The sequence below is a fragment of the Streptomyces malachitofuscus genome, from assembly GCF_055571035.1.
In genome coordinates, this window is record NZ_JBVIGA010000005.1 from 355,964 (window position 1) to 368,066 (window position 12,103).

Below are 12,103 nucleotides of genomic sequence, written 5' to 3' on the forward strand. Positions count from 1 at the left end.
CCGCCGGCCCGGATCCGCGCACGGTCAGACCGTCCTCCCCCGGCTGAGGTCGAACCGGTCCCGCATCAGGACGAGAAGTCCGGCGGCGAGTACGGCGACCGCCGCGGACACGCCCTGCCCGGCCGCGGTGAAGGGGACGAGCGTGGTTTCCTCACCGGCCCGGACGGAGTTCGCCGCGAGCAGGACCGCGACCCAGACGCCGCCGACGAGGGACGCTGCCGGCACCGGGCCGAGCCGGGCGGTCAGCGCGAGGGCGGTCGCGGTGAGCGCGAGGGCGGGCAGCAGCCAGGTCAGGGCGCGCAGCCCGTACCCGGGCAGGGCGAGGGTGGCCAGCAGGTTGAGGCCGAGCCCGGCGCCCAGCACCGCCACCGTGCGGATCATCAGCAGCCGGAAGCCGTGCATCGGGGCGACGACCGCCATCTCGTACGTCGGGTCCAGTGCGGGCCCGTACGACAGGGCGACCCCGGCGAGCGGCAGCAGCGGTGCGAGGGCCAGGAAGAGGGTGGGGGAGCCGCCGGTGGCGTGACCGACGGCGACGGCCACGGTGAGCACGAGGACGGCGGCGACCGCGCCGAGCCAGGAGCGGCGCAGCGCCGGGGTGGCGGCGAGCAGCCGTGCGGTGTGGTCGGTGATGCCGAGCCGCAGCAGCAGCGACTCCAGCAGTCCCGGCCGGGGCGCGTCGAGTTCGGTGTCGAGCCGGTCCCAGCCGGCGTCCAGGGCGACGGGGTCGGTGACGTCGGCGAGGACGGCCCGGCAGTGCGCGCAGACGGTGAGGTGGGTGTCGGCCGACCAGAGCAGGGGCGGCTCCAGGTCGCCCCGCGCATAGGCCCGCAGGTCTGTCTCGGGCACGTGCCAGCCCGTCGTTGCGTGCGTCATGCCAGCGCCTCCCGGAGTTGCCTGCGGGCCCGCATCGCCCGTGTCTTGACCGTGCCCGGCGGGATGCCGAGCAGGACGGCGGCCTCACGGGTGGTCAGCCCGTCGACGACCGTGGCCTGGAGCACCGCGCGCAGTTCCGGCGACAGCCGGACCAGGGCTCCGGCGAGGTCGCCGTGTTCCACGCCCGCGAGCACGCGGTCCTCCGCCGACACCTCGTCCCGGTGCCGCAGCCGCGCGAGGGCCTGCCGCAGCCGGCCGCGCGCCCCGGCGCCGCGCAGGGCGTCGACCAGCCGGCGGGAGGCGATGCGCCACAGCCATCCGGCGGCGTCGGCGCCCTCGGCGGTCTCGCGGTACCGGGCCGTGCCGCGCCACACCGCGAGGAAGGTCTCCTGGACGACGTCGTCGACGATGCCCGCGTCGGCGCACCGGCTGCGCATCCGCGCGGTCAGCCACGGCGCGTACCGCCGGTACAGCTCCTCGAAGGCGCGCCGGTCGCCGTCCGTCGCGACGGCGCGCAGCAGCTCGCCATCACTTCTCGTTTCGCTCACGTCCCCTCATCGGATGGGCCCGGCCGATCGGTTCACGCGATCGCGGTTGACTTTCGCACCCCCCTGCACCACCCTTTCACTACTCAATTAGTGAAAGGGTGGTTGTCGAGTGATCGACTACCGCATCGACCGGCACAGCGGCGTGGCCACCTACGTCCAGATCGTGCAGCAGACCAAACAGGCCCTGCGCCTCGGCATGCTGGCGCCGGGCGACAAGCTGCCCACGGCACGCGAGGTCGTCGAGGCCACCGCCGTCAACCCCAACACCGTGCTCAAGGCCTACCGCGAGCTGGAACGCGAGGGCCTGGTCGAGGCCCGGCGCGGCCTCGGCACCTTCGTACGGCGCTCCCTGGGCGCCGCCCCCGCCGACTCCCCGCTCCGCGCGGAACTGGACGGCTGGGCGTCCCGGGCCCGCGAGGCGGGGCTGGAGCGGGAGGACGTGGCCGCCCTCTTCACCGCCGTACTCGCAACGCACTACCCGGCGCCCGCGCCGGGCCCCGCACACCCGAAGACCCCTCAGGGAGACCCGTCATGACCGTCCCGGCCATCGAGGCAGACGCCGTCGGCAAGCGCTTCGGCCGGCGCGCCGCCCGGGCGCTGCGCGACTGTTCCTTCCGGCTGCCCGCCGGCCGCGTCTGCGCCGTCGTCGGCCCCAACGGCGCGGGCAAGTCGACGCTGCTCGCGATCACCGCCGGGCTGCTCGCCCCCACCGAGGGCACGGTCGCCGTCCTCGGCACGGACCCGGCGACGGCCCGCCCCCGCGTCGGCTTCGTCGACCAGGACAAGCCGCTGTACCCGCAGCTCACGGTCGCCGAGACGCTGCGCATGGGCGCCGACCTGAACCCCGGACGCTGGGACGCGGACACCGCGCAGCAGGTCGTGGCCGGGGGCGACCTGGACCCGCGCAAGCGGATCCGCGCGCTCTCCGGCGGCCAGCGCACCCGCGTGGCCCTCGCCCTCGCCCTCGGCAAGCGGCCCGAGCTGCTGCTGCTGGACGAGCCGATGGCCGACCTCGACCCGCTGGCCCGGCACGAGCTGATGGGCACCCTGATGGGACAGGCCGCCGCACACGGCACCACGATCGTGATGTCCTCCCACGTCGTCGCCGAGCTCGAGGACTCCTGCGACCACCTGCTGCTGATCGGCGGCGGCCGGGTCCGCCTGGCCGGTGAGATCGACGACCTGCTGGCCGCCCACACCCACGTCTCCGCGCCCGCCGGGACCGAACTGGCCCCGCACGACGTCGTGGAGTCCCGCACCACCGGCCGCCGGCTCAGCGCACTGGTCCGTCCGGCCGGGCCGCTGCCCGGCGACTGGCGCACCGGCGCGCCGTCCCTGGAGGAGCTCGTCCTGTCCTATCTGCGCAACCCCGGCGCCCCCGCCCCGGCCCCGGCGCCCGAGACCACGGAGGCCGCCGCGTGAGCGCCACCCCCACCATCGCCCCCGCCGTGCCCGCCACGGCCCTCCCCGACCACGCGCCCCGCCAGCTGCGCTGGCTGGTGCGGCTGCACCGCACGCCCCTGCTCACCGGCACGGCGCTCGTGCTGCTGACCGCCGCGGCCCTGCTGTGGCTCGGCGGTCCGCTCACCAACGCCTCGGCGGAGGCCTGGCAGCAGTACGACGCCTGCGGCTTCACCCCCATCTGTTCCTACGACCAGGACGCCGTCGTCCGCTACAAGGACGTGTACAACTACACGACCTACGCCGTGCTCGCGGTGCCGTTCCTGGTCGCCGCCTGGGCCGGCGGTTCGCTCACCGGCCGCGAGATGGAATCCGGCACGGCCCGGCTGGCCTGGACGCAGGGAGCGTCCCCGGTCCGCTGGCTGGCCTCCCGGCTCGCCCTCCCGGCCGTGCTGATCCTCGCGGCGACCGGACTGCTCGCCTGGCTGCACCGCCTGGCCTGGACCGCGGCCGAGGGCCGCGTCGACAGCACCAAGGCATGGAACGAATTCAGCACGTTCTACGCCAACGGCACCGTCCCCGTGGCCCTCGCCCTGGCCGGGCTGGCCGCGGGCGTCCTCGCGGGGCTGCTGCTGCGCCGCGCCATGGCGGCGCTCACCATGGCCGCCGTCGCACTCGGCGCGCTGTGGGCGGCCGTCCACACCGCCCTGCCGCGTCTGTGGCCCACGGTCACCGAGACCAACGGCCTGCGGGACGGCCCGAGCGGGGAGGGCATCGTGGTCGGACAGGGCGTGCTGACCGCCGACGGCGACCGGCTGGACCTTCCCTGCTACACCAGCAGGCTGCCGGGCTGTAAGTCGACCCTGTCCGACCTGCACGCCGTCAGCTTCTACCGCGACTACCACCCCGACGCCCACTACTGGCCGCTCCAGCTGGTCGCCTCCGGCATCCTGCTCGCCGTCGCCGCACTCCTGGCCTACGCGGCCTTCCGGCTGCTGCGCCACCGCACCGGCACGGCACGGCGGAGCGCCGGATGAGCGGTCCGCGCACGGCCGCCGCGTCCGCGGTGCCGCTCCGCCGTACGGCCTGACGGGTCCGTCCGTACGTCCCTGCCTGCGGGGGGAGGGACGTACGGTGGTCGTCCCTCCGGGCCCCGCACCGGGCGGCCGCACCCCGTGGGCCGCCCCCCGCTTTCCCGCACGTCATGTCTCCGTAACCATCGATTCAGACAGGCTTGCGACGCTCGGCCAATGACTCCCGCCGTGCCAGAGTCCGCACCGCCCCGACGGGTGAACGGGGGGATCGGGGACGCCTCAGGGCCACCACCGCTCCCACCCGCGCTTTCCGACGCGCCCGTGCGGCTGTCGGCGCGGAACAATGGGGCCATGAGCCAGCCCAGCACCCAGGCACAGGTACAGCACCCGCAGCCCTCCGTGGGCTCCATCGCGGCCCACCGCCCGCACACCCTGGCCGGAGTGGTCTCCGACCTGGAACCCGACATCGACGCCGACCTCGACGGTTACGAGGAGTCGCACACGGACGGCGCCCCGCTCCCGCAGGGCCGCTTCCTCGACCGGGAACGCAGCTGGCTCGCCTTCAACGAGCGCGTCCTCGAACTCGCCGAGGATCCGGCCACCCCGCTGCTGGAGCGCGCGAACTTCCTCGCGATCTTCGCCAGCAACCTGGACGAGTTCTTCATGGTCCGCGTGGCCGGTCTCAAGCGCCGCATCGCCACCGGCGTCGCCACCCGCTCCGCGTCCGGGCTCCAGCCGCGCGAGGTGCTGGAGATGATCTGGGCCCGCTCCCGCGAGCTGATGGCCCGGCACGCCGCCTGCTACCACGAGGACGTCGCCCCCGCGCTGGCGGAGGAGGGCATCCACCTGGTCCGCTGGAACGAGCTCACGGAGAAGGAGCAGGCCCGGCTCTTCACGCTCTTCCGGCACCAGATCTTCCCGGTTCTCACCCCCCTCGCGGTCGACCCGGCGCACCCCTTCCCGTACATCTCCGGCCTGTCGCTGAACCTGGCCGTCGTCGTACGCAACCCCGTCACCGGCCACAAGCACTTCGCCCGGGTGAAGGTGCCGCCGCTGCTGTCCCGCTTCCTGGAGAGCTCCCCCGGCCGCTACGTCCCCATCGAGGACGTCATCGCCGCGCACCTGGAGGAGCTGTTCCCGGGCATGGAGGTGCTGGAGCACCACGCCTTCCGGCTCACCCGCAACGAGGACCTGGAGGTCGAGGAGGACGACGCGGAGAACCTGCTCCAGGCACTGGAGAAGGAGCTCATGCGGCGCCGCTTCGGGCCGCCGGTGCGCCTGGAGGTCGAGGAGTCCATCGACCGGGAGGTGCTGGACCTGCTGGTGCGCGAACTGAAGGTCGGCGAGGCGGAGGTGTACCCGCTGCCCGGCCCGCTCGACCTCACCGGCCTCTTCCGCATCCACAGCCTGGACCGGCCCGAGCTGAAGTACCCGAAGTTCATCGCGGGCACCCACCGTGACCTGGCCGAGGTCGAGTCCGCCTCCGCCCCCGACATCTTCGCCGCCCTGCGCAGCCGTGACGTGCTGCTGCACCACCCCTACGACTCCTTCTCCACCTCCGTGCAGGCGTTCCTGGAGCAGGCGGCCGCCGACCCGGACGTCCTCGCCATCAAGCAGACCCTGTACCGGACGTCCGGCGACTCCCCCATAGTCGACGCGCTCATCGACGCCGCCGAGTCCGGCAAGCAGGTCCTCGTCCTGGTCGAGATCAAGGCCCGCTTCGACGAGCACGCCAACATCAAGTGGGCGCGCAAGCTGGAGGAGGCCGGCTGCCACGTCGTCTACGGCCTGGTCGGCCTGAAGACCCACTGCAAGCTGTCGCTGGTGGTCCGGCAAGAGGGCGAGACGCTACGGCGCTACAGCCACGTCGGCACCGGCAACTACCACCCGAAGACGGCCCGCCTCTACGAGGACCTCGGCGTGCTCACCGCCGACCCGCAGGTCGGCGCGGACCTCTCCGACCTGTTCAACCGGCTCTCCGGATACTCCCGCCGCGAGACCTACCGGCGCCTGCTCGTCGCCCCCAAGTCCCTGCGGGACGGCCTGGTCTCCCGGATCGACAAGGAGGCCCAGCACCACCGCGCGGGTCGGCCCGCGTACGTCCGCATCAAGGTCAACTCGATGGTCGACGAGGCCGTCATCGACGCCTGCTACCGGGCGTCCCAGGCGGGCGTGCCGGTCGACATCTGGGTGCGCGGCATCTGCGCGATCCGGCCCGGCGTGGAGGGCCTGTCGGAGAACGTGCGGGTGCGCTCCGTCCTCGGCCGCTTCCTCGAGCACTCCCGCGTCTTCGCCTTCGGCAACGGCGGCGAACCCGAGGTGTGGATAGGCAGCGCGGACATGATGCACCGCAACCTCGACCGCCGGATAGAGGCGCTGGTGCGGGTGACCGACCCGGCCCACCGGGCGGCGCTGAACCGGCTGCTGGAGACCGGCATGTCCGACACCACGGCGTCCTGGCACCTGGGCCCGGACGGCGAGTGGACCCGGCACTCCACGGACGCGGACGGCCAGCCCCTGCGCAACGTCCAGGAGATGCTCATAGACGCCCGGAGGCGCCGGCGTGGCACAGCGACACCTTGACCCGACGGCCGGGCCCGTCCCGGCGGACGCCCTGGCCGGCTATCTGCGGGACCGGGCGACCGAGTTCCTCCGCGCGCTGCGCCTCCACCGGGAGACCGGTGCGGGCGCGGCCGGGTCGGAGGGTTCCGTCGAAGCGGCCCGCGCGCTGCGGCGCGCGGCCCGCCGCATCAGCGCCGGCCTCCACACGTTCCAGCCGGTCCTCGACCCCGACTGGGCGGAGACCCTGCGCCCCGAACTGGCCTGGGTCTCCGGCACCCTGGCCCAGGAACACGCCTACGCCGCCCGCCTGGACCAGCTCCTCCTGGCCCTGCACCGCCTGTCGGGAGCACCCCCCTTCCCGTCCCCGGCGGCCTCCGGCCCGTCCGGCACGGCAACGACCCCCCGGCCCGGGGGGTCCTCCGGCACGGGAGCGCGCAACGGTCCGGCGAGCGCCCCGAACGGCACGGCCCACTCCGTCGGCTCTCCTGCCGACCTGCCCCCCGGTTCGGGAACACGCAGAGCCCCGGCGAACACGCCCCACCCCACGGCCGCCCCGGGCGGCACGACGGCCACCCCCGCCAAAGTCCCCGCCCCGACCGGCACGAGTCCCGGTGCCGACGTGGCCCCGGGCGCCCGAGGAGGCGGAAGCCCCGGTGCCACCGGCGGCAACGCGGCGGCCGACGGCACGATCGCCCAGCCCCCGGGTGCACGTCCCCCGGCCACCCCCCGCACCACCACGCCCCCGAACGCCCCGACCGGCCCCGGCGGCACACCGCGCCGCACCACCCCCACGCACGACGCAGCCCACGCCGCCACCGACACACAGAGCACCACCCCGGCCGCCGCGCACGCCGGCCCCCGTGCTCCGGGCCGCGCGGCCGTCGCCGTTCGCGACCGGGCCGGCCGGGCCGTCGCCGCGGCGGACGGGGCGGGGGATGCGGCCCTGCGTGTCACCGCCGCGGCCGTCCCCGCCCCCACAGGGGCCCGCGGCGACGGCGGCCGTCCCGCGAGGTCCGTCCCCGCGCCCGGCCGGGCCGGCCTCACCGTCGGTGCCGCCAAGGCCGGTGCCCTGCTGGACCGCCAGCTGACGCTGGCCAGGACCCGGGCGCACTCCACCGCGCTCCAGGCCCTCGGGTCGTCCCGGTTCCACGGGATCGCCGACAAGGTCGCCGTCCTCGCCAGCGAGGTGCCACTGTCCCCGGCCGCGGCCGACGCCGACCTGCGCCCGCTCGCCGACGCCGCGCGCGAGCGGCTCGCGAACGCCGTCGCCGCGCTGCCCCTGCTCACCGCGGGCAGCCCCTACAACGCCGAAGCACTGATCCACGGGCTCTCCCCGGACCCCGCACCACACCCGCAGGACGCCCCCTGGCACCAGGTCCGTCTCCTCCTGCGCCTGCACCGCTACGCCCGCGAGGTCCTCCACGCCGGCGCGGCCCCGCCCGCCGACCTCCGTCTCCTCGCCGCGGGCGAGGCCCTCGACCGGCACCGCGACGCCTCGGAAGCGGCGGCCGCCGCCGCTCAAGCGGCCCGCACCCCCCGCATCGCCCCGGCCACGGCGTACGCGCTGGGCGTGCTCCACGCCGACCAGCGGCATGAGGTGGAGGCAGCGCGGTACGCGTTCCAGCGCGCCTGGCAGAAGGAAGCCATCGGCATGTCATAGGGAGGCACACGGTGAGCAACCTGGGCTCCGCCAAGAACCGCACCCTCACCGTCCAGGCCGCCGGCTGCGTCCTGTGGCGCCGTTCCCCCGTGACCGGCGAGCTCGAACTCTGCCTCGTCCACCGGCCCAAGTACGACGACTGGTCCTGGCCCAAGGGCAAACTCAAGCGCGGCGAGGACCCGCTCGCCGGAGCCCTGCGCGAGGTCGCCGAGGAGACGGGCCACACCGCCGTACCGGCCGCCGAGCTCCCGAGCGCGCTCTACCTGGCGAACGGCCGCCCCAAGCGGGTCCGCTACTGGGCGGCCGAAGCCGTCTCCGGCGCCTTCACCCCGAACGACGAGGTCGACCGCGTCCTCTGGCTCCCCCCGGACGCCGCCCGCGCCCACCTCACCGCGCCCGGGGACGCCGACCTGGTGGACGCCCTCCTCGCCACCCTCCGCCCGGCCCGGTGAGCGTTCCGTTCCGGTCCGGTACCCGTCCGTGTCCTCGACGTGAGCGTTCCGTGACCTCACCGCACCGTCCACAGGGGTTCACCCCTCGTTCATGTACGCCCATCGGCCGCTTCACCTGTTCTGCCTAATTTCGGCCTTACGCGATGCGGTCCGCCCGACGAAAGAGGGGGCACACCGCGTCACCCACTTCGCACGCCGCCGAATTCAGGACGGCGGCCACTGGAAGGAACTCAAGTGAAGCTTCAGCGCAAGAACCGGCGGGCCCTCGCTCTCGGTGCTCTCGCCGTCTCCGGCGCCCTGGCCCTCACGGCGTGCGGCTCCGACGACACCGGCGGCAACAGCGGCGGCGACGCCTCCGCCACCGCGCAGGCCGGCAACATCGACTGCGGCGACGCCAAGGGCCAGCTGCAGGCCTCCGGCTCTTCCGCCCAGAAGAACGCCATCGACGCCTGGGTCAAGCAGTACGCCGCGGCGTGCAAGGGCGTGCAGGTCAACTACAACCCGACCGGTTCGGGCGCCGGCATCACCGCGTTCCTCCAGGGCCAGACCGCGTTCGCCGGCTCGGACTCCGCGCTGGACGCCGAGGAGATCGAGCAGTCCAAGAAGGTCTGCACGGACGGCCAGGCCATCGACCTGCCCATGGTCGGTGGCCCGATCGCCGTCGGCTACAACGTCACGGGCGTCGACAACCTGGTCCTGGACGCGCCGACCCTCGCCAAGATCTTCGACAGCAAGATCACCAACTGGAACGACGAGGCGATCGCCAAGCTCAACCCCGACGCCAAGCTTCCCGACCTGAAGATCCAGGCCTTCCACCGCTCGGACGAGTCCGGCACCACGGACAACTTCACCACCTACCTCCAGGCCGCCGCGCCCGACGACTGGAAGTACGAGCCGAGCAAGTCCTGGGAGGCCAAGGGCGGCCAGTCCGCGCAGGGCTCCTCCGGTGTCGCCCAGCAGGTGAAGCAGACCCCCGGCGCCATCTCCTACATGGAGCTGTCCTACGCCAAGGACGGCATGAACACCGTCGCCATCAAGACCGAGGCCGCCGAGCCGGTCCAGGCGACCATCGAGAACGCCACCGCCGCCATCGGCGCGGCCAAGGTCGTCGGCACCGGCAAGGACCTCGCGCTGGAGCTGGACTACACCCCGTCCGCCGACGGCGCCTACCCGATCGTCCTGGTGACGTACGAGATCGCCTGCGACAAGGGCAACAAGGCGGAGACCCTCCCCGCCACCAAGTCCTTCCTGAACTACATGGCTTCCGAGGACGGCCAGGCCCTGCTGGCCGACGCGGGCTACGCCCCGATGCCCGAGGAGATCATCACCAAGGTCCGCGAGACCATCTCGAGCCTCGCCTGACCCGAGAGTGCGGACCGGCCCCGACCACGGCGCCGGTCCGCACCGTCCGGTGCACCGCCATCAGGAGCCCCCGGCCCCGGAAGGCTCCGACCGAGCCGCCCGTCCCGGCGGCTCCGCAGACCGGAGAACCCGATGGACATCACCACACAGAAACCAGCCGCTCCCCCCGCACCCGGGCCGGCCGCACCCCAGGACAAGCGTGCCGCGCGCGGTGCCACCCGCCCCGGTGACCGGATATTCCTCGGGCTCTCCCGCGGGTCCGGCATCTTCGTCCTGGTGCTCATGGCCGCCATCGCGGCCTTCCTGACGTACCGCGCGTCCCTGGCCATCAGCAAGGACGAGGCGAACTTCTTCACCACCTTCGAGTGGAACCCCAGCGGCGTCCCGCCGGAGTTCGGCATCGCGGTCCTGGCCTTCGGCACCGTCGTGTCATCGATCATCGCCATGGTCATCGCGGTCCCGATCTCGGTGGGCATCGCCCTGTTCATCACGCACTACGCCCCCCGCCGCCTCGGCGGCGCCGTCGGATACGTGATCGACCTGCTCGCCGCCGTCCCGTCCATCGTCTACGGCCTGTGGGGAGCCCTCGTCCTGGTGCCGCACCTGGGCGGCCTCTACAGCTGGCTCGACGAGTACTTCGGCTGGACCGGCATCCTCGAGTGGAACGGCGGCGCTCCGCGCTCGCTGTTCACCATCGGCATCCTGCTCGCGCTGATGATCCTCCCGATCATCACCAACGTCAGCCGTGAGGTCTTCCGGCAGGTCCCGCGGATGCACGAAGAGGCGGCGCTGGCCCTCGGCGCCACGCGCTGGGAGGTCATTCGCATGTCGGTACTGCCCTTCGGCCGCTCCGGCGTCATCTCCGCCTCGATGCTGGGCCTCGGCCGCGCGCTCGGCGAGACGATGGCCGTCGCCATGGTGCTGTCACCGTCCTTCGACATCAGCGCCAGCCTGCTCGACCCGGGCGGCGGCACCTTCGCCCAGAACATCGCCAGCAAGTTCAACGAGGCCACCGTGATGGGCCAGGACGCGCTGATCGCCTCCGGCATGGTGCTCTTCGTCATCACCCTGCTGGTCAACGGCGCGGCCCGCCTGATCATCGCCCGCCGCAAGGAGTACTCGGGGGCCAACGCATGAGCCACGCAACCCTGTCCCCCCAGCGCAGCTCCCTGCGCGGCGCGACCTTGCCCAAGTGGTTCGCCTGGGCGGTCGCCGCCGGCTCCCTCGCCCTGGGCTACGGCATCAGCGCCGCGGCCGGCCTGCACAGCGACATCCAGTGGGCCCTGATCGCCGCGGTCCTCTTCATCGTCGGCTCCTACGGCATCTCCGCGAAGATCGAGGGCAGCCGCCAGGCCAAGGACCGCACCGCGACCAGCCTGGTCTGGGTCGCCTTCATCCTCGCCGTGATCCCGTTGGCCTCCCTCATCTGGGAGACGGTCAAGCGCGGCGTGAAGGTGCTCGACGGCTACTTCCTCACCCACTCGATGGGCGTGGTCGCCGACTCCGAGCCCGGCGGCGGCATCTACCACGCCATCCTCGGCACCCTGGAGCAGGTCGGCCTCGCCACCCTGATCTCGGTGCCGATCGGTGTGCTCACCGCGATCTATCTGGTGGAGTACGGGCGCGGCAAGCTCGCCAAGGCCGTCACCTTCTTCGTCGACGTCATGACGGGCATCCCGTCGATCGTCGCCGGTCTGTTCATCCTGAGTCTGTGGGTCCTGATCCTGAAGATGGGCCCCTCCGGCTTCGCCGGCTCCATGGCCCTGTCGATCCTGATGATCCCGGTGGTCGTCCGCTCCACCGAGGAGATGCTCAAGCTCGTCCCGAACGAGCTGCGCGAGGCGTCCCTCGCCCTGGGCGTGCCGAAGTGGCGCACGATCCTGAAGGTGGTCCTGCCCACGTCCCTCGGCGGCATCACCACCGGCGTGATGCTCGCGATCGCCCGCATCACCGGTGAGACCGCCCCCGTGCTGCTGCTGGTCTGGGTCACGAACTTCATCAACACCAACCCGTTCTCCGACCCGCAGGCGTCGCTGCCGATGTACATCTACCTGCAGTACGCCAACAGCGGCGGCTCGGGTGCGGCGTACGACCGCGCCTGGGCGGCGGCCCTGACGCTCATCGGCTTCATCATGATCCTCAACCTGCTGGCCCGCGGCATCGCCCGCTGGAAGGCTCCCAAGACCGGTCGCTGAGGCCTCCCGACCC

General features: G+C 73.1%; 11 protein-coding genes and 1 pseudogene. 10 read left to right on the forward strand and 2 right to left on the reverse strand.

Features of this window, described 5'->3' with window-relative positions; genetic code table 11:
- Positions 1-24 precede the first annotated feature (24 nt).
- Complete coding sequence (locus ACZ44S_RS10120; protein WP_466926607.1) at positions 25-876, reverse strand: zf-HC2 domain-containing protein; 852 nt, start codon at positions 874-876, stop codon at positions 25-27.
- Positions 873-1,424, reverse strand: coding sequence for an RNA polymerase sigma factor (locus tag ACZ44S_RS10125; RefSeq protein WP_466926609.1), 552 nt, complete (start codon positions 1,422-1,424; stop codon positions 873-875). Before ACZ44S_RS10125 ends, ACZ44S_RS10120 begins: the two co-directional genes overlap by 4 nt.
- Positions 1,425-1,533: 109 nt before the next feature.
- Between ACZ44S_RS10125 and ACZ44S_RS10130 the strand changes: the two genes are divergently transcribed.
- The 10 genes and pseudogenes from ACZ44S_RS10130 to pstA all read left to right on the forward strand — a co-directional run bounded on the left by ACZ44S_RS10130 (position 1,534) and on the right by pstA (position 12,090).
- Positions 1,534-1,959: a GntR family transcriptional regulator gene (locus ACZ44S_RS10130; protein ID WP_466926612.1), complete on the forward strand. Its 426-nt coding sequence runs from the start codon at positions 1,534-1,536 to the stop codon at positions 1,957-1,959.
- Complete coding sequence (locus tag ACZ44S_RS10135; protein WP_466926613.1) at positions 1,956-2,846, forward strand: ABC transporter ATP-binding protein; 891 nt, start codon at positions 1,956-1,958, stop codon at positions 2,844-2,846. The genes ACZ44S_RS10130 and ACZ44S_RS10135 overlap by 4 nt, the downstream gene beginning before the upstream one ends.
- Positions 2,843-3,862, forward strand: a complete 1,020-nt coding sequence (locus ACZ44S_RS10140; protein WP_466926615.1) for an ABC transporter permease — start codon at positions 2,843-2,845, stop codon at positions 3,860-3,862. The genes ACZ44S_RS10135 and ACZ44S_RS10140 overlap by 4 nt, the downstream gene beginning before the upstream one ends.
- A 348-nt stretch (positions 3,863-4,210) precedes the next feature.
- Positions 4,211-6,442 (forward strand): RNA degradosome polyphosphate kinase, encoded by a 2,232-nt coding sequence (locus ACZ44S_RS10145; RefSeq protein ID WP_466926618.1) that lies wholly within the window; start codon positions 4,211-4,213, stop codon positions 6,440-6,442.
- Positions 6,423-6,701, forward strand: a pseudogene (locus tag ACZ44S_RS10150) (CHAD domain-containing protein); the annotation flags it as partial. The gene ACZ44S_RS10145 and the pseudogene ACZ44S_RS10150, both read left to right, overlap by 20 nt.
- Before the next feature lie 339 nt (positions 6,702-7,040).
- Positions 7,041-8,081, forward strand: coding sequence for a CHAD domain-containing protein (locus ACZ44S_RS10155; RefSeq protein WP_466926698.1), 1,041 nt, complete (start codon positions 7,041-7,043; stop codon positions 8,079-8,081).
- Positions 8,082-8,092: 11 nt separating this feature from the next.
- On the forward strand, positions 8,093-8,533 hold the full coding sequence (locus tag ACZ44S_RS10160) for an NUDIX hydrolase (RefSeq protein ID WP_466926620.1): 441 nt from the start codon (positions 8,093-8,095) through the stop codon (positions 8,531-8,533).
- A 234-nt stretch (positions 8,534-8,767) separates the two neighbouring features.
- The gene (gene pstS / locus ACZ44S_RS10165) at positions 8,768-9,895 is read left to right on the forward strand and encodes a phosphate ABC transporter substrate-binding protein PstS (RefSeq protein WP_466926623.1); all 1,128 of its coding nucleotides are present in this window, start codon (positions 8,768-8,770) and stop codon (positions 9,893-9,895) included.
- Between the two features lie 132 nt (positions 9,896-10,027).
- Positions 10,028-11,032, forward strand: coding sequence for a phosphate ABC transporter permease subunit PstC (gene pstC / locus ACZ44S_RS10170; protein WP_466926625.1), 1,005 nt, complete (start codon positions 10,028-10,030; stop codon positions 11,030-11,032).
- Entirely contained in the window at positions 11,029-12,090 is a 1,062-nt protein-coding gene (gene pstA / locus ACZ44S_RS10175; RefSeq protein WP_466926627.1) for a phosphate ABC transporter permease PstA, read from the forward strand. The genes pstC and pstA overlap by 4 nt, the downstream gene beginning before the upstream one ends.
- Positions 12,091-12,103: the final 13 nt, after the last annotated feature.

Excerpts from the sequence above, each read along its gene's own strand:
- pstC (WP_466926625.1), top strand. The coding sequence starts at position 10,028 with ATGGACATCACCACACAGAAACCAGCCGCTCCCCCCGCACCCGGGCCG.
- ACZ44S_RS10145 (WP_466926618.1), top strand. The coding sequence starts at position 4,211 with ATGAGCCAGCCCAGCACCCAGGCACAGGTACAGCACCCGCAGCCCTCC.
- pstA (WP_466926627.1), top strand. The coding sequence starts at position 11,029 with ATGAGCCACGCAACCCTGTCCCCCCAGCGCAGCTCCCTGCGCGGCGCG.
- ACZ44S_RS10135 (WP_466926613.1), top strand. The coding sequence starts at position 1,956 with ATGACCGTCCCGGCCATCGAGGCAGACGCCGTCGGCAAGCGCTTCGGC.
- ACZ44S_RS10120 (WP_466926607.1), bottom strand. The coding sequence starts at position 876 with ATGACGCACGCAACGACGGGCTGGCACGTGCCCGAGACAGACCTGCGG.